The organism is Paenibacillus castaneae (assembly GCF_002884445.1).
Classification (GTDB): domain Bacteria; phylum Bacillota; class Bacilli; order Paenibacillales; family Paenibacillaceae; genus Pristimantibacillus; species Pristimantibacillus castaneae.
The window spans coordinates 5,243,916-5,269,450 of the sequence record NZ_KZ614144.1; the positions used below are offsets into that span (position 1 = coordinate 5,243,916).

The 25,535-nt window shown below is 43.2% G+C and carries 20 protein-coding genes and 1 pseudogene; 2 read left to right on the top strand and 19 right to left on the bottom strand.

The window, feature by feature from the left end; all coding sequences use genetic code 11:
* Positions 1-30: 30 nt before the first annotated feature.
* The 7 genes from CEF13_RS23600 to CEF13_RS23630 form a co-directional block, all read right to left on the bottom strand.
* Positions 31-1,272 carry an MFS transporter gene (locus CEF13_RS23600; protein ID WP_102714544.1) on the bottom strand — a complete coding sequence of 414 codons (1,242 nt, stop codon included), beginning with the start codon at positions 1,270-1,272 and terminating at the stop codon, positions 31-33.
* On the bottom strand, positions 1,269-2,594 hold the full coding sequence (locus tag CEF13_RS23605) for a CehA/McbA family metallohydrolase (RefSeq protein WP_102714546.1): 1,326 nt from the start codon (positions 2,592-2,594) through the stop codon (positions 1,269-1,271). Before CEF13_RS23605 ends, CEF13_RS23600 begins: the two co-directional genes overlap by 4 nt.
* A complete protein-coding gene (locus CEF13_RS23610) occupies positions 2,575-3,447 on the bottom strand; it encodes a carbohydrate ABC transporter permease (RefSeq protein WP_243864748.1) in 873 nt (290 codons plus the stop codon). Before CEF13_RS23610 ends, CEF13_RS23605 begins: the two co-directional genes overlap by 20 nt.
* Before the next feature lie 3 nt (positions 3,448-3,450).
* Complete coding sequence (locus tag CEF13_RS23615; RefSeq protein WP_102714548.1) at positions 3,451-4,326, bottom strand: ABC transporter permease subunit; 876 nt, start codon at positions 4,324-4,326, stop codon at positions 3,451-3,453.
* A gap of 91 nt (positions 4,327-4,417) precedes the next feature.
* A complete protein-coding gene (locus CEF13_RS23620) occupies positions 4,418-5,848 on the bottom strand; it encodes an extracellular solute-binding protein (RefSeq protein ID WP_102716527.1) in 1,431 nt (476 codons plus the stop codon).
* Between the two features lie 2 nt (positions 5,849-5,850).
* Positions 5,851-6,897: a LacI family DNA-binding transcriptional regulator gene (locus CEF13_RS23625; protein WP_102716528.1), complete on the bottom strand. Its 1,047-nt coding sequence runs from the start codon at positions 6,895-6,897 to the stop codon at positions 5,851-5,853.
* 590 nt (positions 6,898-7,487) lie between these two features.
* Complete coding sequence (locus tag CEF13_RS23630; RefSeq protein ID WP_102714550.1) at positions 7,488-9,035, bottom strand: hypothetical protein; 1,548 nt, start codon at positions 9,033-9,035, stop codon at positions 7,488-7,490.
* Between the two features lie 248 nt (positions 9,036-9,283).
* Between CEF13_RS23630 and CEF13_RS23635 the strand changes: the two genes are divergently transcribed.
* Positions 9,284-10,153, top strand: a complete 870-nt coding sequence (locus CEF13_RS23635) for a helix-turn-helix transcriptional regulator (protein WP_102714552.1) — start codon at positions 9,284-9,286, stop codon at positions 10,151-10,153.
* Between the two features lie 10 nt (positions 10,154-10,163).
* On the opposite strand, the gene CEF13_RS23640 is transcribed toward CEF13_RS23635, so the two are convergent.
* The 3 genes from CEF13_RS23640 to CEF13_RS23650 form a co-directional block, all read right to left on the bottom strand.
* Complete coding sequence (locus CEF13_RS23640; RefSeq protein WP_102714554.1) at positions 10,164-10,328, bottom strand: Spo0E family sporulation regulatory protein-aspartic acid phosphatase; 165 nt, start codon at positions 10,326-10,328, stop codon at positions 10,164-10,166.
* A 272-nt stretch (positions 10,329-10,600) separates the two neighbouring features.
* Positions 10,601-10,891: a MazG nucleotide pyrophosphohydrolase domain-containing protein gene (locus tag CEF13_RS23645; protein WP_102714556.1), complete on the bottom strand. Its 291-nt coding sequence runs from the start codon at positions 10,889-10,891 to the stop codon at positions 10,601-10,603.
* Between the two features lie 540 nt (positions 10,892-11,431).
* Positions 11,432-12,175: a phytanoyl-CoA dioxygenase family protein gene (locus CEF13_RS23650; protein ID WP_102714558.1), complete on the bottom strand. Its 744-nt coding sequence runs from the start codon at positions 12,173-12,175 to the stop codon at positions 11,432-11,434.
* A 149-nt stretch (positions 12,176-12,324) separates the two neighbouring features.
* On the opposite strand from CEF13_RS23650, the gene CEF13_RS23655 reads away from it, so the two are divergent.
* Positions 12,325-13,137: an AraC family transcriptional regulator gene (locus tag CEF13_RS23655; protein ID WP_243864747.1), complete on the top strand. Its 813-nt coding sequence runs from the start codon at positions 12,325-12,327 to the stop codon at positions 13,135-13,137.
* A gap of 8 nt (positions 13,138-13,145) precedes the next feature.
* On the opposite strand, the gene CEF13_RS23660 is transcribed toward CEF13_RS23655, so the two are convergent.
* The 9 genes and pseudogenes from CEF13_RS23660 to CEF13_RS23700 form a co-directional block, all read right to left on the bottom strand.
* Positions 13,146-14,072 (bottom strand): NHL repeat-containing protein, encoded by a 927-nt coding sequence (locus tag CEF13_RS23660; RefSeq protein WP_102714562.1) that lies wholly within the window; start codon positions 14,070-14,072, stop codon positions 13,146-13,148.
* A 155-nt stretch (positions 14,073-14,227) separates the two neighbouring features.
* Entirely contained in the window at positions 14,228-15,070 is an 843-nt protein-coding gene (locus CEF13_RS23665; RefSeq protein ID WP_102714564.1) for an amidohydrolase family protein, read from the bottom strand.
* Between the two features lie 5 nt (positions 15,071-15,075).
* A complete protein-coding gene (locus CEF13_RS23670; protein ID WP_102714566.1) occupies positions 15,076-15,987 on the bottom strand; it encodes a fumarylacetoacetate hydrolase family protein in 912 nt (303 codons plus the stop codon).
* Between the two features lie 35 nt (positions 15,988-16,022).
* Entirely contained in the window at positions 16,023-16,796 is a 774-nt protein-coding gene (locus CEF13_RS23675) for an SDR family NAD(P)-dependent oxidoreductase (protein WP_102714568.1), read from the bottom strand.
* 20 nt (positions 16,797-16,816) lie between these two features.
* Positions 16,817-17,557: an IclR family transcriptional regulator gene (locus CEF13_RS23680; protein ID WP_102714570.1), complete on the bottom strand. Its 741-nt coding sequence runs from the start codon at positions 17,555-17,557 to the stop codon at positions 16,817-16,819.
* A 386-nt stretch (positions 17,558-17,943) separates the two neighbouring features.
* Positions 17,944-18,105 (bottom strand): annotated as a pseudogene (locus CEF13_RS29380) (glycoside hydrolase N-terminal domain-containing protein); the annotation flags it as partial.
* Positions 18,106-18,257: 152 nt separating this feature from the next.
* Positions 18,258-23,300, bottom strand: coding sequence for an S-layer homology domain-containing protein (locus CEF13_RS23690; RefSeq protein WP_102714574.1), 5,043 nt, complete (start codon positions 23,298-23,300; stop codon positions 18,258-18,260).
* A 295-nt stretch (positions 23,301-23,595) separates the two neighbouring features.
* Positions 23,596-25,197 carry a glycoside hydrolase family 43 protein gene (locus CEF13_RS23695; RefSeq protein WP_166742905.1) on the bottom strand — a complete coding sequence of 534 codons (1,602 nt, stop codon included), beginning with the start codon at positions 25,195-25,197 and terminating at the stop codon, positions 23,596-23,598.
* Between the two features lie 5 nt (positions 25,198-25,202).
* Positions 25,203-25,520 (bottom strand): L-rhamnose mutarotase, encoded by a 318-nt coding sequence (locus CEF13_RS23700; protein WP_166742904.1) that lies wholly within the window; start codon positions 25,518-25,520, stop codon positions 25,203-25,205.
* Between the last annotated feature and the right edge of the window lie 15 nt (positions 25,521-25,535).

The window sequence follows — 25,535 nt, forward strand, 5'->3', positions numbered from 1 at the left end:
TCGCGGGTTTTTTTGTGGAATTCATTTTTGTTAATTGCTAGCAGCTGAATTGCTTGCAGCTGCAACCTTCCAAACGAGCAGGAGAGGCAGCAGCCCTACAAGGAAAATCAAGCCCAAGAACAAACCTAACGTCAAAGCAGGATCCGTCCATTTATATAACATGACCAGCATGCCGACACTTGAAATACGACCTACACTAAGGGCGATTTCTCGCCAAACGACGAGCTCCGTGCTAATTTTGCCACCCAGGTCAAACCGGCTGACATAGTTGTAAGTTAGAGTATTGAAAGGTGTGTCGAAGATCGGCCTACTAATCGAATCCATAATCCAATAAAGCAGCAGTGTGCTCTGATTCATATGAATGGAAATGCCAACCATGGACAAGCTGAACAAAACCGTGCCAGCAGCGAGCAATCCTCGATGGTGATGCTCCTGAGCGAATCGACCCACTACATAAAAGCTGACTACAGACAACAAGGTAGTCAGAAAGGCAAATTGTCCAGTTGTTCCTTCGTTTTGCGTCGATACAAATACCCATAAGCCGATCGCAGCGGATAGTACACCTTCGCGGAATGCCAGCGCCACGAACGCAAATGTCAGACGTCGCCATTTAGCCTGTCTCAGTATCCCCAGCATGCTGCGCACTTGGAAGGGTTCCCGCGATGTTTCATCAGGAAGCTGAAAGGAGGCCAACATAGATAACAGAAAGCAGAGGAATGCCGCGCCGAATACGAGCGGATAACCGATTCGATCAGGTGTAGCAGACACTGTCCAACCCGCTAGCAACGGGCCCAGCATGCCTGTGATAGAACCGATCATCCCATTCGCCCCGTTAAACCAATCCCGGATCGACGGAGAAGTCAGTTTGACCGTCAATACGTTGATGCCGAGCCAATAAAAGCCCGCCCCGACACCGTAGAGCACGCCCAGCTGGGGTATCCAATAAGCCGACTGCTCACCGTAAAAGAGGATCACCCCATAGAACGCGAGCTGCGTTATCGTCCCGATTACGATTGCGCTCTTGCGGGAAAACCGCTTGCTGAACCATCCCGCAAGTGCAAAAGCTGGCAGCCATGCCACGTAAGAGACCAAGGTAAATAGCAATGTGACTGACATATCTTGCGTCAGCTTGTACCAATACACATTAATGAATAAGCTCGACAGGTTCATCCCTAATCCGTTCAACCCGTTCACGGATAATAACATCTTTGCCGGCTTAGGTAATTTGGTACGGACACTTACGTGGGTGTCCGTAGTTTCTTGCAAGTTCAAACCGGTGCCTCCGCCCTCAATCTGTGGATATAGATCGGATTGGTCAGGCAAGAAGTTATCGTTACGCCCAAATGCGCCAGATAACGGTTCGACTCCGCACGGTAGAACAAGCGATCCGCCTCAACAGGGAAGGAATACACACCTTCGTTAGCTACGATCCATTCCCGCTCCAAACCGCGATCAGACCATAGCTGCACTTTATCTCCCGCAGCACCGCTTATTTTCACCGCTATTTCATATTCCTTCTCTTCGTCCACGATCATCGTATCTCCCACGCCAGCCTCCTCGATGGACAGATCGATGAATGTCTCGTCTGTATTAAACGAAAGCACCACGCGCCCTTGCCTGATCGCTCGAAGGATCTCCTCCTTCGATTCCGCTTCAGCGCGAACATAAGTCGTTGGTGTTCCATGTGCAACATAAGGATTAGGCTTGTGCGTGTCGCTCCCTCCGATCGCAACGAGCTTGCGTCCAGATACTAGCTGCTCTTGCCACCAACGGACAGCTGTCTCATTAAGCGGACGCCACGGCCCATTCCACACTTCAATCGCATCATATGGGACATCAAAGCCTAGCTCCCAAGGACAATCCGAGTCGAACGGATGATTCAACGAGACGAATGCGCCCTTATCCGCCGCTCTTTGTAAAGTGGACGCCGCCTGTTCCGGTGTCAAAATGCGGAAGTCGTCCAGTGCATCCAACTGCCCGAGTAAATTAGCATGTCCCTTGTAACTCGTTAGTTCTACCCCGGGGATGAGCACAAGCTGATCGTCGGCAGCCAAGGTAGACAAGTTCTGTGAAGCGTTATTGTGATCTGTAAAGGCCATAAATTCAAGCCCTTTGTCCTTTCCAGACTGAATCGCATCTGCGATCGAGTAGGAACCGTCGCTGTGAACACCGTGCATATGCAAATCGCCCTTCATCCATCGAGGATGATTGTGGACAAGCTTCAAGTTGATTTGCACCATGCATCCCCCTTCCGGCACACGATATGCACCTAACAGGACATTCCATTCACCTGCCGGAATAAGACCGGCCAAGTAGCCCGGTGTCGCTTTCCCCAGTCCGACGAAGAACGAATTCCTTGCTCCCCCGCTCCAGCCTACGATTCGGTCCGGCGAGCGGAGTCCAATATCGATTACAGTTGTACCATCTGAACGTTCGTACGTATACTGCACCTCTATTCGTTCGATCCGGCCTTCAACGGCGAAAGGTACTTCGATATAAGTCTTTTCTTCTTCCTTAGCAATCCATCTATTCAAGGACAACGTTGAGATACTCTCCATGATGTCTTCGCCCTCTCTATTCTTTGTTAGCGCCAAGCATAAGCCCCTTCATGAAATATTTCTGAACGAAAGGGTAGATCGCTATCAACGGGATAATCGAAATCAGAATTCCGGCCATCCGAACGTTTGTAGTGACTAGAAAATTGCTTGAAGTGGCACTCGCTTCCGTGATCATCGACTTAAGTGCGACCTGAAGCGTGATTTTGGAACTATCATTGATGAACAATACAGGAGCCGTCAACATGTTCCAACGGCTTACAAATTCGAATAAAGTAATCGTAGCAAGTCCCGACTTCGCTACACGAATGTACATCGTCGCGAAGATGCGAAACATTCCTGCGCCGTCAATCTGTGCGGACTCGGACATCTCATAAGGGACACCTAAAAAATAATTGCGCATAAGCAAGATCGAGAAACCGGAGACCATGCCCGATAAAACAAGAGAGCTTAGTGTATTAATGAGATGCAAATCTTTATTCACTAAGTAAAGCGGAATCATGATCGCATCTTGTGGAATCATCATCGTCAGCAAGATGAAAGAGATGATGATCTTCTTGCCTGGCAAGTGGGGCTGAATAAGCACAAACCCCGCTAGGCTGGTCAATAAGACATGAAAGAACGTACCAGTGACGGTAACAATTACGCTGTTCATGAAAGGTCGCCAAAGGTTTAAGCTTTTCCATACCGTCGTAAAGCCTTCCGTGCTGAAATCTTTCGGAAAAAGAATAATATCAGGCTGCATGGACGCCATCCCTGATGAGAAAGCGAGCGCAATAACGTTAATAAAAGGAACAATCATCGTTAGCATTAGCAGCAGCAGGAACACTGCATTCAAGAAGTCAAATATCTTGTTTTTCCAACCCATTCTTTCTAATCGTTCAATTCCCATACATTACACCTCGTCAAAACGAGTTATTTTTCTAACCATAACCGTGAGCAGCAGAGTGAATAAGACAACGAAGAAGCTGGCAGCGGCCGCAGGGCCGAAACGAATTTCCATAATTCCCTTCTGGAACGTATACATCATAAGAACGTCGACCTTGGAAGCGATCGCCGGATTGCGCATGACGAAAATCTGGTCAAAAATCCGGAAAATCCCGAGCGTATTGAGCAGGAAAATAACTTTCATCGTGTTCATCAACTGCGGCAGCGTTACGTAACGAACTTGCTCCCACCGGGTCGCCCCGTCCATTCGCGCGGCTTCGTATAACGATGGGTTGATCGCTGCAATACCGGCCAGAAACAAAATACAGTTGTAACCCATGTCTTTCCACACGGCCGATCCAATCATAACGCTTCTCGCCCAGGACTCATCCGCCATGAAATTGATTGGATTCATTCCGAATATTTTCATCAACAGCATATTAACTAGCCCAGTATCCGGGGATAGAAGGAAAATGCAAATCCCTCCGATAACGACCCAAGATAACAAATGCGGAACGTACAGCAACATTTGTGCAGTCTTCTTGAACCAACTCTTCATAACTTCATTCAAAGAGAGCGCAATAAGCAACGGGGCGATAAAACCGACGATGAGAATCCCTCCGCCGATATACAGCGTATTCCATAGCGCGTCCCAGAAGCTCGGATCATGAATAACCAGATCATAATTGTCGAAGCCGATATATGGCCGGTCACCCATGAGTTTGTAGTCCTGGAAGCTGGTCTGCAACCCTTTCACGAGCGGGTAATACGCGAAAATTACGAAATAAACGACGATCGGAACCATCATGATGTAGAACATGGCGTTTTTCTTGATTGTTCTCATTTTCGTTTCGCTTCCTCCTTGAGCTGAATTCCGATAGTCGGTGAAGAAGCGAGGAACAGATTCCTCGCCCGCCGACTAAACAATTATCGAATTACTCGTCGATTAGGTTCGCGCTTTTCAATTCTTTCTGCATTTTGGCGACTGCGTCTTTCGCCGCCATCTGACCTGACATAGCTTTGAGTGCGTAGTTTGTCACGATTTTCTCAGCATCCGGCCAAGTGGATAAGGAAAGCTCCAGTGTCGCATGTTGTTTGGACAACGCCATTGCATCTTCAACGCCAGGCAGCGCAGGGAATGGCGATTTAACCGTCGAGTTGTACCAATAAGGAACGCCATGGTCCATGTTTGCAATTTTCCCGGTTTCTGTAAGACTGTATGTGCCGTTTTCTAACGTATAGTCATAATCTTGGACGCCCAAGCTCCCTAACGTAATCCCTTCTTGCGTGTTCCAGAACTCAAGGAACTTCTTAGCGGCTTCTGGATGTGGTGCGTTCGCCGGAATAATCCAGAAATCCGGATCTCCGCGGCGCATAAGAATCGTGCCATCCTCAGCTTGGATGCTGAGCATTCCCTCCGCTTGGAAGGTCGTGTTTGGATCTTCTGTTTTCTTAAGATTGTTGAACATTCCTACCCATGCATCCCAATATGTGACCATACCAACGCGATCGGTCAGGAACAGATTACGCATCTTGGCTGTGTCGTTCGTAATGAAGTTAGGGTCCATAATGCCTTCCTTCACGAGCTTGGCAAACCATTCATACATCGGGATTGCAGCATCGGTAGCATAAGGAATCGTCCGCTTGCCGTCCTGCATGACGTACCTATACTTCAGACCAGCCGCGCTCATAATGCCTTGGATATCGTATAGTCCCGAAGTGCTCAAACCGTAAGTATTCGCTTTTCCATCTCCATCCGGATCGCCTTCCTTGAACGCCTTCAAGACAGTGTACAGCTCATCTAGCGTCTTTGGCTCCTGCAGATTCAGCTTTTCTAACCAGTCTTTGCGCACAATAGGCATCGTCGCCCCCTGGAACTTCGAGAAAACACCATAAATTTTTCCATCCGGTCCTTTAACTTGATCCCATTCACCAGTTGGGATGACTGCAGGGTCCGAAAGCACCTTGGAGTTTTGTACGAAATCCGACAGATCCGTCACGACGCCTTGTTTGATGAATGCATCCAGCTTGGCCAAGTCGCTAACCTCGATCAAGTCGTACTTGGCTCCTGAGCTAAGCGCAGTTAACACCTTCTGGTCAAAGTCGCTTGCCGGCTTATCCAGCTTTACGTCCAGACCCGTTTTTTTGCTGAGCTCTTTCTCGAACTCCGCATTGCCCTCTGGTGTCTTTCCACCGACATTACCGCTCAGAATCTCGAGTTTCCCGCCATCAGCACTTGCCTCTGTTCCGGACGTAATTGCCGAAGGGGCTGGTGAGTTATTCGCAACACCACTGTTATTGGTGCCACAAGCGGACAATAAGGTGGTTCCGGCTAAAATCATAGCTATAACTGCGTTCTTCTGCATATTCACGAAATAATCCCTCCAAGAATAGTATTATGGTTTGCACATGAGCTGCGGATAATCATTTCGGTCGGTACGATTGTTCTTTTGATACTCTTGACGTCTTCTGTCATTTGTTCGATTAACATGGACGCAGCTTCTCTACCTAAGCGTTCAGCATAAAGGCGAACGCCAGTGAGCGGAGGTGTGAACTCCGGTGAGAATACCGAATCGTCGCTGAACGCGAAGACTGACAGTTGACTGGGAATATCAATTCCTAATGTTTCCGCTGCTTTGTATGCGCCCAGTGCCATTGTATCCGTATCTGCGATAATTGCCGTGATCTCATGATTGTCTCTAATCGCTTGAAGTGTCGTTTCATACCCGAAATCCAGCGAGGAATTGTCCATGTCTGGTTTGAATACGATAAGATGCGACGACTGAGGCAGCTCTGCTTCCTGTACAGCATTTAGAAACCCACGCGCCCGGTCAACTGCAACCGTTCTGTGCTTCGGTGCATTAAGGAACAAGAAATTCCGGTGACCTAGATCTAATAGGTACTGGGTAATCTGCTCCGTCATTCCCACGTTGTCATTATCCACGTACGAGATGCGATTCTCATATTCTGGGGATGGTCTGCCGATTAAGACAACCGGCAATCCATCAGCTAATCGTTCTATGATTCGCTGATCATCGATCTCTGGATCTAGCAGGATTTCACCGTCGATGGGGTCAGTGACCATTTGCTCCACTTGATTAAGATAAGATTGCGATAGAGTATTAACGAGCAGCCTATATCCATGTTCATAACAAACACTGAGAACTCCGTTTAGTAGAGATAAATGGAACTGGCTGAACTTGAATTTTTCCCCCTGAATATTGAGCCCGATAATGCGAGTCGACTTGTTTGCCAAGCTTCGAGCCCAATAATTAGGCTTGTAATTGAGCGCTTTGGCCACCTCTAATACCCGCTCGGTAACTTCTTTGCTAATCGGTCTTTTTTTGCTGAATACGTTGGAGACGGTGCCTTTTGAAACGCCCGCCTCTCTCGCGACATCATCGATAGTAGCCATAGGAATAGAGCCTCTCTTATCTCCTGCATCTGCAGAAATATATTCATACCCTAATCTCTCATATTTCATTAAACCGGTTTAACTAATTATCTTGTTTTCCCCTTATTTTTCTTCTCCTTATCACTCTCCATCTCTTTATGTAAAGGAATATTCCAATTGATTTCATATTAAACCGGTTTTGTAAGATGGATATTATCGAATTGTAGTATTTCTGTAAATCTGCGTTTTTCAATTGTATTTTTTGTAGGGAATAGGAGTTCACCGTGAAGAGGACTATCAAGGCAGTATTAATTGGAGGTGATAATAGACGGGTTTAGCAAATATACGCAAACAAACCCAATGCCTGCACGGCATAGGGTTTGTTTGTTACAGAATTTTGAGCAAGCGAAGCTTTATATTATATAAATCTATATATCTATTTCACCGTTTTTTCGCAGCTTTTCAAACTTATCCATACCTTTCGGCGTATTAACCAGTTACCTCTTTCAGGAGTATCTACTAATTGATAATTGAAAAATTGTCGTTTTGCCTGCTGCACTCTGTTTTCCCACTGGTTTCTACCATCACTTTCCATCAGCATGTTTCTCTGTTCATCCGAATGTAGCAGTCATTATTTCTCTAGCTAAGTTCATAGCGCTTCGCAATTCCGCAGCGCTAATGTTCAGCAGCTCTTCATCTTGTTTTCTCTGCAAAACCTTGTGAAACTCAATATACAATTTCGCAGATGTGTTTCTCTTGAAGCCCAACTTTGAAAGCTCGTTACCGATGCTTTCCGCAGCATGGATTAGATTCGCTCTTAAAGGCTGCTCATATTGATCCGGTCGTATTCTCCAACTCAATTCTACTTCCACTTCCGGTTTGAAATTAACATGAATCTCCGCTTTGCACTTCGGATTACCCCATTGCTTATCACCAAACCACATAAACATATAATTGTAATCCGCTCTATTGTCACGGTATGCAGATGTATGCTGAATATCAGGTTCCAAAACTTTCATTTGTTTAGCCAGCTCCACTAGAAATCGACGTTCCTCAAGTCCGTCAGTCTGCTCACTGTTGGTTTGTTTTCGTGAGCTCAGCTTTTTTTTGATCTTTTGGGGACTAGGAGAAAGAACAGTCGAACATATGGATTGAGTCTCCATAGTCGGACGTTCACGATCAAAAAAATCAGGAACGAGATGCTGTTTGGCCACGTACAGTAGATCTTCAATGGGGAAAAACTTAAAAAAAGAAAGAATATATATATGTAATGTTCGATTCGGCAGAAGAACTTTGGTCGTATATGATCTTTTGCTAATTGGAATTCGCTCGATCACCAATTCTTGCTCCGGAAACATACGCCTCAGCATATTGATCTTGTTATCTACTTGCCCTATCGTAATTAATGTATTCGCCCGACTATGAACAATAACTGATTTTAAATAATCCAGCCTTTTATTCACATATTCCCTCGCTTTATCGGTCGCTGATTTATTAAAACGATAGGCGCGAAGATATTCACTCTCGCTTTCGAATAATGAATGATATTCTGGCGGCCAAACTCCCTCATTAGGACGAGGCAATGGTCTCCAATCCATTAAGGCTGTCGATAAGCTCCCTCCTGGTCTAGAAGTATATAGCTGGTTGTCCGCATATTCATTAATCTCATTCGTTTTGGTTTCATCAGATCTTAGAAAAGTTTCGATTGGAAAATGGGGATCATTCTTAATGCCTTCTAAAGTTAAGCATAAACGGGCTGTATACGTGTTAAACAAGGAAGGCTTCTCTTTGGACTTCTCTGGATCGTACCCGAAATAATTCTTCATGTATCGCTTAATTTTCTCGCCGCCGCTTCTCGCGCTCTTCTCCCAAAAGCCTTCTTTCCAATTACCGTTCACGCTGCACTCATATTGTTCATTGGGATAAAGATCGTCCTGACAAAGAATTTCTTTATCTTGAGCCATGCTATCAAGTAAAGCAGATACGGTAGTTTCCTCTTTCCCATACAACCGAAATCTAGCAACAGCATTGGTTTCAATATGAGTCGGATAACCGCCCGTTCCTTCTTCATTTCCCATAATCAATATATCAGCATCCAAGTGCGGTCCGCATCCCACATAAGCATTCATTTTTTCTAATTGGTTAGGACTAAGTCTCATGTAACATCCTCCTGAAATTGAAAAGATTAGATTAAAATAAATTCATTTCCTAGGCCATACGCCGCCCATCTCTAGTTATCCATTTGTGATAGTATAAAACTAGTATAGCCTATAATTTTACATGAGGATGAATATTATGGATAAACAAGAAGTGAACTCCCTAACTCGAATTATTGAGATTTATGAACTGCTCCGTAAAGATGGTGAAATTAGTTCCGTAGAATTAGCTCATAAATACGGGAAACATATTGAAACATATTGAAACGATTAAAAAGGATATTCGTTTTATTATTCAGGCTATTGGACCAAATGGACCTCTTATTGAATATGACAAACCATCCAAGTTGTACAAAATGGTACAAGACAACGACCAAGTATTTTACTGTTTTACTCTTCTAACTATGCTGTACGGATCACGAAGCTTGCCCAAGCAAGACTTGGATCATCTGACACAATATATTTTTAATAGATTACACGTGGCCGAGAGAATGCAAGTCAAGAAAATAACTAGTTCCTACGAGTTAAATTATCGCCCTATGATTGAGAAATCTGTATTAAAATGCATTCGGGATTTGTATAGCTGCATCTTAAACCATACTATTATTGAGATCACCTATACCAGATCTTCACTGGAGACAAAATCGTTTCCCATCGCGCCTCTGTCTATCACGTATGACGAGGGTTTCTTTTATTGTGTTGCCTATAAGGATATAGATGCTGAACAACGCCCAATACGGAATTACAGAATAGATCGTATTAATAAATACAAAATTAAAAAGTCTAAGTTCACGAAACCGCTTGATGGCATTCATTTTTTTGAAGCAGGAAAGCATTCGAATTATTCTTTTATGATGCATACAGGAGATTCCATCATAACTGCGACTATTAAAGTAAAACCTTTCCTATCTAACTATTTGAAATCTAAATTTCCCGTTCATGAATTTATACGAAAAGACGGAGAGCAGGAAATTTACAAAGTAACGGTCTCTAATGAAGAAAGTTTATTATTCTGGTTATTTCAGCAGCGAACATGGGCCGAGGTACTATCTCCTCAAAGCTTACGGGATAAGATGAAAGCAGAAATCGCAAGCTTGGCCCAAATGTATGTCGGTGATTAACCCATATGTCTCACTGCTCATTCCGCCTCTTCCTACTCATTTCTACAACTAACTGGTCGATTTGAATACACAATTCAAGTACTTCATTATCATTAATAAGGTTCGGATTACGGGATAGGTTCATTAATTTCCATCTCAGCTCAACAATTCGCTGTTCATCGGATAACGGCTCCATACATTGCCTCCCTATTGGTTAAATATACATAAAGAATAACAAAGCATCGAAACGTAATACGTTGCGATTCAGCAATAATTGAAATGAAAATAAATTTTTTAGGAGGTTTGGATTGAGGTAGATTGAGGTAACTAGGGAAGTGAATTGTGGGCTTGTACGCCCAAAATGGAGAAGGAGGGGGTAACCAACCCCCTGCCTCTTAAACCAACGAAAGTACCGTCTATAAATCGGAGCATACGACATTATCGTACAGGCAGGCATGCATACTCCGCCTATTTCCAACTCCTCTTATCATTAATCTCCATCTTTTGCTTAAATGCCTGATCAAGATCAATGCCCAACTTATTGGCTAGATCAAAAATATTCCAGACAACATCATACATCTCGTGCCCCAAATTTTCTTTCTTCTCTGCATCAGGATGGAAGGATACAGATAATACTTCCTTCGCCAACTCTCCAACTTCCGTCATCAAATATAGCGTTCTTTGTTCAATCGTACTCGTATCGAACCCTTTGGTTTTACTGTATTCGCTCACATATTGTTGAAATTCTGATGTATTCAATTTCCCCGCTCCTTGCGTTTGTTTGTAGGGCGTCAATCCCTTGTATTGCTAAGAAATTTTGTCAAACATTTTTGCCAAACTACCAATTTCATTTATATACTGAATTACGTTTAGTTTATCTTTTACAGAATTAGATGTATAGTGTCATCATAATGCTTTGTAAAGGTCCTTAAATATGGGTATAACCCCAAGTGAGTATAGACATATAAAATGAATGTTTGAGAATACATATAACTAAATCGAGTAGGCCCATGCGCAATTGCATGGGCCTCTCTTTCTTGAATTCTACTTGAGCACTATTAAGCTATGAGTCAAACCATATTCATTCTTCAGCATCATAGCTTCTATTGCCAAGATTGTATTTTGTTTTGTACTTCATCCACTATGCCTAATGGAGAAAAATAGTATTATGCTCTCCATCATTGCTAAAGACTGCTGTTGTATAGCTAGCAGACGTATACGGATACACGGCATGGAAGCTTCTTTAATAATCGACCTAATCAGCCATAAGCACACATACGCAGGCTATTTGTTTCAAGATTAATACAACCAAAACTTCTGACGGAGGTCCTCGCGGTGGAGTACGTTGGAATCTTCGCGAATGTAATGGCAAACGTATGAGCGTCGCCAACGGTCAACACTCCGGTTCTTAGTAGATGAGTGGATCAGTAGTTCACTGAATAACAGAATGTCCCCCTTCTCCATTGGAACTGGAATTTGTCTTGAAGTATCGACACCTTCCGTCTCTTCAGTGTGTGACTCATGCTCCTCTAGATTCTTAACAGCACCATGTGGTAATAGTCCCAATTTATGCGTACCAGGCATTACCCATAGGCAGCCATTCTCGACATCAATCACTTCTTCCATAGCTGTCCAAGCAGCAATCATGGTCATTGGATCATTTTTTATATAGTAGTAATCCTGATGGGCTGCTTGTCCTGGAGAGCCTGGTTCCTTATAGAAGTACATGCTTTGTACGCATACCGCTTCCTTACCCATCAATTGAGCAAGCGCTCCTCGAACAATTGCATTCTTCATCAACTGCCTAGAAAAGCTATCATGCTTGTGGGGATTGAATAGTCTAACGGAATATCTTTTATTAATGTCGCAAGACGCCCACTCTGGCATTGGATCTTGATTTCGGATATCATAGATGTGTCCATTAAAGGCATCAATAAGGTCTTCGGTCATCCCCTTCTTGAATAGGATATATCCTTGTTCTCTGAAGAATTCAATCTGTGACTCCGTTAAAGGTGTGAGTGGCTTCGTATAAATTCCATTCATTATGCATTCTCCTTTGGCGATAACAATTTATTCTCTATTAAAAGAATACTTCGATGGCGATGACTTGACAATGTCTGTAACTTTCATTATTGTATCTACAATTGATATTATGTAAATTATCTTATACGATGCCGACTGGAGAACTGCTCATGCCTAATGATAAATTAAATATCCCTTTCGATGCCTTACAATATGCCACTGCTGGTTCTATTGTCTACCCTCCTGGAGGAAGATTTGGTCCCCGAATCCAGCAAGATTTGCAGCTCGTCATGCTCTATACTGGAGAAATGAGCATGACGATCGATCAGCGACAGATCGATGTGCTACCAGGTCAGCTGATCCTCCTAAAGCCTGGACACGAAGAGACCTTCATCTTCTCCAAAACTGAACAATCGTGGCATCGTTGGATATCCGTCCATGTAACCGAGCTAACCGATGAAACTCGTGAAGCCTTATACCAGTTACCTGAATGTATTGCGCTAACGAAGGAGATGAACCACCTAACCGATCTTATGCTCGACGTTCAGCGCCATGTCCCCAATGACGATTCTGCCATGCTAAGCTTGGGACTTACTGCTATTCATTTGTTTCCGATTGAATCAAAAAGAGTGCTTTTCCAAAAGGAAAAGCACCCAGCCATATATTCCACTTTAATGTGGATCAATGAACATTACTCAGGCGAGATCACTCTTGAGATGCTGGCCATACAAGCCTGCCTTTCACCTGAGCATCTACTGCGAATATTTAAGTCAAATGTTCAATCGACTCCGATTCGCTATTTGTGGGAGTATCGGGTCAATAAAGCCATAGAACTGATAACTAGTACTGGATTGACTATTTCAGAAATCGCCCATCGCTGCGGCTTTAAAACGTCTCACCACCTTGCAAGACTAGTTAAGCAACATACGGGAAAAACGGCAACTGAAATAAGGCAACTGTCCTGGAGTGGCTTACGTAATTGACCTTACTCCTATTCTATTTGAAGCTTCGTTACACGACCATCAACAATCCATTCTGCTACATACACAGAGCCTTGGGAATCCACACAAATACCATGAGGTGAGCTGAATTTATTATCACGATAATAGGACTTCGGTAAATTAGGCCAGCCCGCTTGTTTATAAGCCTGCTGGTCTTCACCCAAATGACAGATCAATCGATCGTTCTTGTCCAAGATCGTAATACGGCTGTCCAAGTCAGGGATGTAAACTTCATCGCCTTGAAAATAAAAACTGCAAGGCATATCCAAATCGTCAACGATTACTCTTTTAAAATCACCTTGCAAAGTGAATACTTGAATCCGATGATTGCCGCGATCCGCTACGTAAATCTCTTCTTCCCCGCTTCGTATATCAATGGAAATGCCATGTGGGCAGTTCAATTGCCCCAATGCTGTTCCTTTTCCGCCCCAAGAACGGATATATTCGCCGGTTGCTGTATACTGATGAATCCAGCTTTGACCGTAACCATCAGCTACATAAATATCGCCATTTGCAGAAACAGCTACATCAGTTGGTACAAATTTCAATTCTTCATTATAAATATCTGTGCGATCTGGAGTTTCCAATGTAAGCAAGTGCTTGCCGTCTAAATCCATTTTCACAATATTACATCGTGTGGTATCTGTGACATAGAGATATTCCCCATCTTGCTCTTTATTCAGATAAAAACCATGTGCACCTCCCTCAAACTCTTCGCCCCATGCTTTTAGAAATTGTCCATTTTGATTAAATTTGAATATCGAAGGTTTTCCTGTGTGAAACACATAAACATTATCCTCACGATCAACGATAATTCCATGTGTATATCCGAAGTCCAAGTCAGCAGGAAGTTTAGCCCAGCCTGGAACAAGATTATAACTACGTGCGGTATTACCTAATTTCAATTGATTATACATTGGTTGGCCCCATTCCACATTCCCCAATACCAAAACGATGATATTAATGGAAATTAGATTGTCAAAAAGAACGTGTGAGTCGAAAAGAACTAAGGATAAACAATTGGATGCTATATTTCTTGCTTCGAAATATAGCTATTGTGTTGTATAAGGTTTTATAAAATAGTCTCCAATTGATAAAAGTGAATCGCATTATTGCCAAAAACATCGTTTAATTGTTGCTTTGTAAGCTCATCAGGCAAATTATTAAGCAAAACGCTAACCGTCTGATCATAGCTTGCTGCTAGGAGACAAACTGGCCAATCACTACCGAATATAACTCGCTTCAATCCGAAAGCTTTTACGACATGTTTGACATAAAAACTGAAATCAGATTCTACCCAGTCCGCGATATTCCCTTCGGTAACCATCCCTGATAGTTTACAATACATCTGCGGATATTCGGCGACTTCTGTAATCCACTCTTGCCAGGGCGATACTTCTTGCTGCGAAATTTGTGGCTTACCAATATGGTCAACGACCGCATTTAAATTTGGCACAAGCTCGAGCAATTTTAATATAGCAGGGAATTGAACAGAATGAAACAATAAATCTACAGGGAATCCCGATTTCTCCAACCATCGTAAATGATGAATAACTTGAGGACGCTGCAAATAATTCGAAGCATCTATACTTTGAAGCATAATACGAACACCAATAAAATAACGATTTTCACGTAACCGTTCAAAGGTTTCCACAAAATTGTCCTGTTCAAAATCCAACCAACCTACTACACCAGCAATGGAATGATGCGTCTCGCACAAACTTAGAAGAAATTCTGTTTCCTCAACAGTTGCAGCAGCTTGAACTACAATCGTTTTTGTTATTCCATGGCCTTTCAATAATTGTTCAAGATCATTAGGCATATAATCCCGGTACAGTGTAGGAGATTCCGGTGTAAGCCATCCATAATCGTTGCGACTTAATTGCCAATAGTGCTGATGCGCATCAATTCTCATGTTTCTCAAACCTCGCTTACAAGTCGGTTTGTCAGCTTGCCCAGCTTCTCAATCTCAATCGTAACGATGTCACCATCCTTTAAGTAGACCTGTTTATCTTCTGGATAACCGAGAACGACGCCTTCAGGTGTTCCAGTCAGAATAATGTCGCCAGGTACAAGTGTCATATGTTGTGATATATAGCTTACGATCTCGTCACAATGGAAGATCATGTCCGATGTATTAGAATGCTGGCGTACTTCTCCGTTGACCGTGCATTTAATATCCAGATCATTCGGGTTTCCAAGTTCATCCGCCGAAACTAGGTATGGTCCAAGTGGAGAGAATTTATCACATGACTTACCTAACAGCCATTGCTGTGTCCGCATTTGCAAGTCCCGTGCAGACAAATCGTTCACGCTGCAATAACCAAACACATGGCTAAGCGCGTCCTCTTTCGTAACATACTTTGCAGTTTTACCGATAACGATGACGAGCTCTGCCTCATAATCGACTTTCTGTGATACTTTTGGCAGTGGAATATCGTCGCCATGACCAGTCAACGTATTGTTGAACTTATTGAACAGAATCGGATACTGAGGGATAGCTGCATTCGTTTCCTCCGCATGCTTACGATAGTTAAGTCCGACACAAATAATTTTATTCGGGTGAGTCACGCAAGGACCGAGCGTCAGCTTCTCTTCATCCAGCAAATATGAACACTCGTCACCATATTTCTCTAGTGCTTGTGATGTGAATTGAGCAAGTGCTTCAACTGCTGCCTCACCACCGTTAATCACTTCATGAACGGTCATCGGTACGGATTCTCCATTTGGCATAGCCATATCCATTAAGGCGCTTGCAACATCCAAAATACCTTTTTCTGTTTTGATTCCTAGTTGATATTCACCATTGTTAACAAATGTTAATAATTTCATTGTAAAATCCCCTTCCCTTTGCGATCTATTATTTTTTAAGCATTTTTTCCAAAAGTAGCGCCTCCATCGATATAGAGAGGAGAACCCATCATAAATTTCGATTCATCTGAAGCAAGGAATAATGCAGCTTGGGCAACATCCTCAGGTAGGCCAAGCTCCTCGCCAAGCTGGCGTTTCTTAATAGACGCAATTGCAGTTTCTGGGTCATCATAAGAAGTTTTTAAGTAATTCTCAACGAATGGAGTTAGTATCGTACCTGGCAAAAGAGCATTTACCCGAATATTATATGCCGCGTAATCCACTTGCATGGACTTCGTCAGCGCCAATACCGCTCCCTTCGTTGCTGAATAAGATGCCCTTCTGGCAAGTCCAATTTCTGCAACGCAGGAGGACATATTAATGATATTGCCAGATCTGCGTTTCATCATGTGCGGAAGCACATATTTGGATGTTAAGTATACACCGCGAATATTGACCCGAATAACTCGGTCCCATGCATCGGGCTCGACTTCATGTAAAGCTCCTACGCCGCTAATTCCCGCATTATTGAAAAGTACATCAATATGACCGTATTTCTCAATAATTTGATCTACCATCTGCATTACAGATTCGGGATCTGTCACGTCTGCACGGACAAAGTGACCTTTTCCTCCGGCAGCTTGAATATCGTTCAATGTCTCTATTCCGTTAGCTTCATTCAGATCGTTCACGATTACAGTTGCTCCTTCGCGACCGAACAACAACGCAGTGCTTCTCCCAATACCTGAACCAGAGCCTGTAATGAGGATAACTTTATTCTCCAATCTCATTGATGATTCCCTCCTTGAAATTAGGATAAACGACCCGCCAATTGACGAATTTCATCCATCGCAACATCCTTCTTCTTCTCCCAGATATGCTGTGGCATGGAGCAACTCACTGCTGCGATAGCTTCACCTGATCGAGATAAGATCGGGGCTGAAACACAGCTGAACCCCACGATGACTTCCTGCTCGTCGAAAGCAATCCCTTCATCACGAATGATTCGGAGCTGCCTAACCAAATCCGCCTTTGTTTTCAAGGAATACTCTGTGGCACTCATTAACTGTTGAATCGGGTACAATGAATCTAGCTCTGTATCATCCACGAACGACAACAGTACTTTCCCGAGCGCAGTCACATGAGCAGGGAACTTCATGCCAGGACCAGAAGCCAGCCTGACCATAGTAGGGGCTTCCACTTTTGCTAGATATAACACTTCATTCCCTTCTAGTCTGGCCAACTGAATCGTCTCTTGCAGGCGATCTCTAGTAATGGTTGCTTCACGATGGAAAGACGCGATTATATCCTGGCCCTGTGAGTAAGAATGGCCCCATCTCCCCGTAGCGGAGCCGATGGCATATGTATCATTAGCATCTCTATTAACCCAATTAAGTGCTTCCATAGTATGCAATATGGAGTATAAAGAGCTCTTATGAATGCCGAGCTGATTGGACAGATCAATTAAGCGATGCTTATAGGACTCTTCTGATATAAGTCGTAAAACCCCATCTGCTTTCTCCAATGCAGGTACCCAATATTTTTTGTCCATATGATCATCCTTTTGAACATTATAGAAAACCTAGTTTTGTATACAAATCAATTTTACCTTTCTACTGTTGATTTAGCAATCCCGATTTTCATAAAAAGGCAGTATCCCTCGTGCAAGGGTGGATTCCAGCCTCTGTCCGCTTTTTAAGTAATATGAAAAAAGCCAGCATCCTTCTTACTGATACTGACCTCGCCCTTAGACCGTACTAGCATTCGATGCCAGTTGACACACCTGCTATCATTCCTTCATATAACAGCTCTGCCAAATGCATCACTCGAACCTTCTCGCCGCGATACATGAGATTTCCTGCAATATTCATTAAGCATGCATGGTCGAGTCCAACAAGCACCTCTGCCTGCTTCAGGAGCTAATCTCGTATCCCATAGATCGGCACGATCCATACTAAGACGGATTGGCTCACCATTTCCCCAAACTAGACAACCCAATAAGCCATTCCCCAATGGAAGAGCCTCGTCCCAACGATCAATCGGCTCGTGAAAAGATAGATTATGCTGTTCGGCAGGCTTGTTGCGATTATTGTTCGTCATTGTACACCTCGCATAAAAAATTTATTAACTTATTAATACACTGTTACAAATCTGTTATTAGAAATCCATTTGATAAAAAGATAAGAGGAAGGCATTATACCTTCCTCCCACTCGTAATTAACCTAGTTGTGTTGATAGTGTTCAGTTGTGATCTATTCGTATTTCAGCAACGCCAAGATCATCGTTACAGCTTCCGCTCTTGTCGCGTTCTCATTCGGTGCGAAGAGGTTATTTCCTCGACCTTTAATGAGACCTGCTTCATAGGCAGCAGCTACATAAGGTTTTGCCCACGCGGGAATGGTGTCGGTATCAGCAAAAGTTGTCTGCGCATTCGAATCAACCTTGTATCCCAACGCACGAACAATCATTACCGCCATTTCAGCACGAGTAATGTTACGATCCGATCGGAATGAATGATCTTCATAACCTTGTAAAATCCCAGCAGCTGTCGTACGAGCAATGTAAGGTCTAGCCCATGCTGGTATCTGATCAAGATCGGCAAAGGTTAATTCCTCACCTTCCCCTTCCAACTTCAACGCACGGCTCAACATAGTCGCAAATTCGCTGCGTGTCGTTTGTGCATTTGGTCTGAACGTACCGTCTGTATAGCCTGTAATGAATCCAAGCTTTATCGCTTCTTCGATAGACGCTTTCGCCCAGTGACCAGAAACATCTCTTAATACGATATCAGTAGATGGCTCTCCGCCATTCCCGCTTGTATCTCCTGGATCTGGAGCATTACCTCCATCTCCCGGAGTACCCGTACTCGGATCTCCACCAGACGAACCGCTTCCGTCGGTATTCACGCTTACAACTGGACCATCTGTGCTCCAATTGCCCGCGGCATCACTCGCCTCGATTTTGAACGTGTATTTCGTTCCAGCATTCAATCCCGAGATATCAATGAAATTCACATCTCCATCAACTATGACCTTGCCACTATCCCAAGTGACTTTATACGCAGTCACACCGACAGCATCAAGTGCAGCAGTCCAGCTCAAAGTTAAGCTATTCTTCGTGATTTTCGAAGCTGTTACCGCAGCATTTTCCGGCCAAGTTGGTGCTATCAAGTCGTCTGATGTTGAAGGATCTGATTGCACGATAACTTTTTGCAAAACATCAACCTGATACTGGTCAATAGTTGCAACCGCAATGATTGTACCTGCCTTGGCGTACATAGCTGGATTGAATTCAGCAAACGTTAACGCTAAATCTTGAGATCCATCAGTAAATTGTGTGCTAATCGTTTCTGCTAACGTTGGTGCTGTACCTGCAGTTGTGAAAACAGCTTCAAGTTCACCAATAGACTCGAGTCCTACAACGTTCACAGTTGCACTAACTGTTTCATTTACGCCAACCAATTGTCCACTTACTGTGAACGTTCCGGACTGTTTATACTGTGCTGACTTCACATGATCCCATTTAATACTTACCGTTTTACTGCTTCCATCCTCAAAAGTAACATCGGCTGAAGTAGGTAATACGGGAGCCGTTCCTAGTTCAGTAGTCAGAGAATCGATAGTTTCAATCGACGAAATCGTATACGTTTTCTCGATATTAATAGTATAAGATTTCGTGCCTGCTGACGTAATTTCCGATAATACTAATGTGTTTCTTCCATAAATTAAGTTAGACAGTTCTATTGGTGTTGTATAATCGGTAAATTGCTCCGTAATATTATCACCATTGAGCTCCACCTTTGTACTTGATCCAGCCAATATCGGCTCAGGTCTAACCAAAGTGACCGGCTGTAAAACATCGTCGATAGATGCTTCATACAAATACCAATTTGGATTAAAATTACCGGATAATGTTGCATTACCCAAATTGAAATTAGCTCCATAATTTACGTAGGTCGGATTTGAAGTAATTTTGAAATCGTCCATGTAAACCGTTGAATTAATTCCCCCAAAACCTACCCCCCCATAGGTGTACGTTCCATCGTTTACAGTCAATAATGTGGATCCGTCTACAACAAACCCAACTTTACCGCCGTACGTCTGAATTTGAAAATCATGCCAGTCCGTTGCAACGAATCCTACTGGCACTGCACTCCTCCCGAGCGAGATATCACTTGAAGAAGTATGCTTATTCACTTCAAAATATGAAGTTCCTGCTGGAAACCCAGTAGTTCCATTTTTATTTCTTCTGTAGATCACTTGATAGGCTGCAGGATTATTTGCTGTTGTTCCATTGATAGCTGCGGCCATTACATAGATCGTGAAATTATCATATGCTTGTCCAAGTATATCTTCTGTGCCCCATCCGCCAAACTTCCACTTTAAATTAAAGATATAGTTATTCCATAACGCACCCATTTCATAGAAATTCGATCCATCTGCATTAATACTTTCTAAAATTTTATTATTCGGATCGTTTGGATCGTCAATAACGCTCATTGTCGATCTATTATTAGAAATGAAGTCCGGTGTTACACCATCTTCAAAACTTTCATCCAACTGTACCACGTTGTCATTAGATGAATTATAATCTGGTGCAGTAGGTGTGGATACTGAGCCAGGATCAGATGCTTCTTCCCCACCATAAATATACAGCTGGTCGTAATAACTAATGCCGAAACCATCGTCAGAACCGATTGAAATTTTATTGAAACTGGTCAAAGTAGTATTAGTAGAAACCAATACCTCGTCAATGTACAGCTTCACGTCCGTACCGCTCGTATAATCCCATTTCAATTCATGCCAACCATATGTGCGAGGAACAGCCGATGCTGTTACAGCGCCATCATTAGACATTACGTAATAGTTGCTATCCACACCCACATCTATGCCTAGACCAAGAATATGAGTACCGTCATCTGCTCTTACCAGTGATTTAACATTTGAGGAATTTTGAACCCCAGAATCGTAAGAAGCTAGATTTTTATTTTGTCTGTCAAACATTTTTACGGTAACGATTTTATTAAGAGCATCCGCAAAGCTTCTGTACAGCACTGGTTTCGCACCTGCTGCTTTGTTGCTATCAACTTTCAAGCCTTGCTTACCATCAAGAACACCCTCTGACATCCATTCAGTTGTCAGCACTGGTGCAGTACCCGTATATGACCATTTCGAAAAATCAATGTCATGTTCAAAATCTTCTTTGAAATAAATATTATCTGGTTCACTCATAATATGGCCCGCTGGCAAATAGGCGCTTGGGAAATCCTTCGTAACGCCAATTCGATCATACTCCATTAAAGAATCATCAAAACTGCCAATTTGGCTTACAAGAGAACCATAATCAATATTGGTGTTCGTTAGCTTTATGTTGTCTCCATACTGATAGATCGTATTCAATTCCACATTAAAGTTTTGTGGATTGATGACTTTCAGATTACTGAGTTCAAACCCAGAAGCTCCTACATCCAAATTGATACCGTTTGGTGCGAAGTCCGTCATACTAGGATTAGCTCCTACAGTGTCGATAACCATCTGATTGATATAGTTAGGTTTGGATTGACCTGAACCTCTATATGAATTCATAGAGAAAAATGCGCCATCATCTCCGCCATCCTGTTGACTATTGTGCAAGTAGATATATGAGAAATTGTTATGATGGGCATATAAATCAGTCATAATATTATAATTTTTATCCCCATTCGGAAAGGCAACGTTAGGATTACGACTATAACCGCCTGTAATAAATATGCCTCTTCTTGGCGTGTTGTAAATTTCCAGATGTGAGAGCGTGTTATAACCTGCATTATTGATTGTAACACCAGCAGTTTGACCGACTAACTGACCGATATCATGAATAATCGAATTGGTAACCGTATTATCTCTGCTATAGCCATCTCCGCTTGCATCTCCGCCGGTGCCGGGATAACCTCCTTCAATATTAACACCGCCATGTCCAGTATGTTCGATAAGGCTGTCTTTAATTGTCGTATACTGGTTAGCTAAATAAAGTTCGATCCCAAACATGCCCGCATTTTTTATATGTGTTTTGGATATCGTGATGTTATTCGTGTTGGACAACGTAATGACGCCAACCTGAAACTCTACTCGTTCAGATTGTTCGGCATATGACGGTTGTGTGCTGCCTGCTGCTTCTGGTGGGTAGTACCCTAAGCCAACGCCAGCATCTCCCCAGTTCCAACCGTAGGCATAATAGTCAGGGAAATTCGTATCTTTAAATGTCAAACCACTGAATGTAATATGTGATACCATGCTTGTACGAGATGCACCCTTGATATCTATAATTTTTTCCACAGCTGGGATGACGATATTTTGATCTTCTATATTTCCCGAGTCAGCTAGCGGATAGTAATAAAGATATCCCGTTTTTTTGTTATAATAATATTCGCCCGGTTGATCCAAAAACCCTAAATTCCCTTGTAAAAAGTATCTCGCGTTATTGCCTGTTGCATATTTTGGACGATATTTATGTGGTTCTCCCGGTACTGTTTTGTAGGTCAATGTACGTGATGAAGCATCAATGCTAGCTACCGGAATCGTATCTGTCATCCAATCCCAGTATCCCCCGTCCCACATATATACTTGTGCGTCTAAGTCGCCGCGCGTCTGTGCATTTTCTAAGCCAGCTAATGATTCCGCATCCAAATCACCCGCATGATACACTAATGAAGATATTCCACCGCCAGCTGATCTCATATATTCTGTGGACGAAGCTGGAAATCTAGGATCAGCCTTTTTGTTTTTCGTGCGTGCCATCGTTGCACGAGCATCATTCACATATAGAGTATTGAAGTTTACTTCTGTTCCCACATTCGTTTTGTATACACTTCCCGCTGCTACAGCAGGTAAATCTTCATCCGCGTCTGTACGGGTTACTGGCTCCCATGCCGATGTCACTTTATTGCCGCCGATAAATTGCACGCTTCCTAATTCATCTAAATTTCTATAGATAATGTCAAAGCCATTTGTTCCCGAATCGCTTTCATTGAATGCGATCGTCTCGTCAACATAATAGCTACCAGCAGCTATAAATACATAAATATCTCCTGTCATATCGCTATTAATTAAGCGAACAGCATCCCTAGCCGCTTGCATCGTAGCGAATGGATGGTCGTATGACCCATCATTCGTGTCGCTACCTGTTGGTGCAACAAAAAATTGTGCTTGTATTTTGCCTTCCGTCATGCTTGAAGCCTGTACATTTATTCCCGAGCCTAAAAATGTCGTAATTAACATACTCAGAACAATCAAAACGCTTAAATGCTTTTTAACCATTTCATCTTCCTCCAGTCGTTCATCAAATAAACATTTACAAATCTGGTTTTTGGCCTCTGCATAAGTCTTAGCTGATCAAGCAGCTACAGGATTAATAAAACCGCTTACAAAATAATAAATATTGAGATCCCCCCTCATTTACATTTGAAATCTGTAAATTCGACTACCATTCTAGACTACTGTGCACTGAAATAATTAATAGTCCAAAAAGTAACAAGATCTCTGTATTTCTCAGAGATCTTATCTAAATAGTTGCTTTTTCTCTGATTTGTTGATTTTATGTGGTAAACATGTACTAAGTTAACCCCTTATAATCAAACGTTTCAAATGTCGCATACCCTTCCTCGTGTCCTCTAACGCCCTTCGCATACACACCAACACGAGGAGCCGTAAAGCATAAAAATCGCGTATGGCGTTCGGGATATAGATATTCCGCAGATAATTCAATTCCGATATCCGTATAAGTTGCCCCATCTAGAGAATACGAGAAGGTAAAGATTTCCATTTTTGAGTGTAATTGCGCTTTGAGCCAGACCGCCGAGGCTGCTTCCGCAGGGAGCAATACCCGCGCGAGATTTTTTTTGCCGACAGCAACGTAATAATCAACCTCCAGGTAAAGTCCGTCGCTCTCCTGGTTTTCGTGTAAGCGACTCACATCGAAGGTCTGCCCTGCAGTTTGCCCGATTCCGTTCCGTATGGAGAAAAATAGAAATGCGTCGGAATCACGGTACAAAGTTAATCCCGCTTCTTCTCCCCGGCTCTTCGAATCAAATACTAGCTTCGTCGTCACTTCGAAGCCGAAATGATTCCAGCGCCGGGTTAAGATAAGCGTAGATTGAAGACCATAGGGGATGAACGGTTTACAGGAAATCTGAAGTCCTTCTGGCGTCAATCGGAATCCATCATCTACTGGATGACGTACCCATTCCCATTCTGGTAATAATTCCGGCCCAGAAAATGTATCTACCGATTCGAAGTTCGGTACGTCCATGTTCTCCATGTACGGAATAGTAATCTCATCCATCGGAACTCCCTCGTCTCCGACAACGAACCAATCATCTTCTGTCCAATGAACTGGCTGTAGGAACGTTTCTCGGCCGAGTGGACAGAAACCACCCGGCGTAAGAGGACGACCGCCGAGATGATACATCCACCAATTTCCTGATTCATCCTGTACCAATTTTCCATGACCCGCTTTTTGAATGCGTTTCTCTGGATCCTTCTGAGTAAGTACTGGATTGTGCGGACATGGTACGTAAGGTCCCCAAATCGATCGACTTCGCGCTAGCGTTTCCTTATGCTCGAAGAAAGTGCCTCCTTCCGCTAGCATGAGATAGTACCAACCATTTCTTTTTACTAGATGAGGTGCTTCTGGGGCGGAACCGCCCGTTCCTGGCCATACTTGCTTCGCTTCTCCGATCAGTCGCGAACCATCCCGCGCCATTTCATGCACCCAACCGCCACCGAATGCCAAGTAGCGTTTTCCGTTATCGTCGTTGAAGATAGACGGATCGATAAAATGATGGTTCAACTCTATCGCTTCGCTATACGGTCCTTCTGGACGGTCCGCGGTAAATAATAGATTCGTACATCTTGGTTGCCCGTGATAATACGGCACGACGACCCAAAATTTCCCATCATAATAAGAGATGTCTGGCGCGAATACACCGAATGAATCTGGCATTCCAGTCAAATCTAGTTGACTCTTACGAGTGATGACATGACCGATCGCTTTCCAATGAACCAAATCCCGAGAGTGAAGAACTTGCACACCAGGGAAAAACTGAAACGTTGACGTTACCATATAATAGTCCGAGCCGACGCGCACAATCGAAGGATCAGGATTGTCTCCTGGCAGCACTGGATTCTTTAAGGTAGCTTCTTCAATAATGTTCATCCTGCTTAATCCTCCCTTCGCGTAAACGTGAATATTTCGTTTGCATCTACCCACATCTCCGAGAAACAGGCACCAGTGAGCTGTTGCCATCGCCTTTCAACAACAGGATCGACGAATCTACCTTGTACTTCAAATGTGGAATCCGATTCTACAATCATGAACAAACTTAATCCGTCCCGAAAAATTCGCAATGAAATAATGCCCGCTTCCTGCATATATTTCTTATTCAGCTCGGGAATTTCATTATGTAGCTGCTCATAGTGTTCAACTTGATCAGCATATAGCTTAGCTATTTTACATTCGATTGTGCGCGTCGTAGACACGGATACCACCTCACG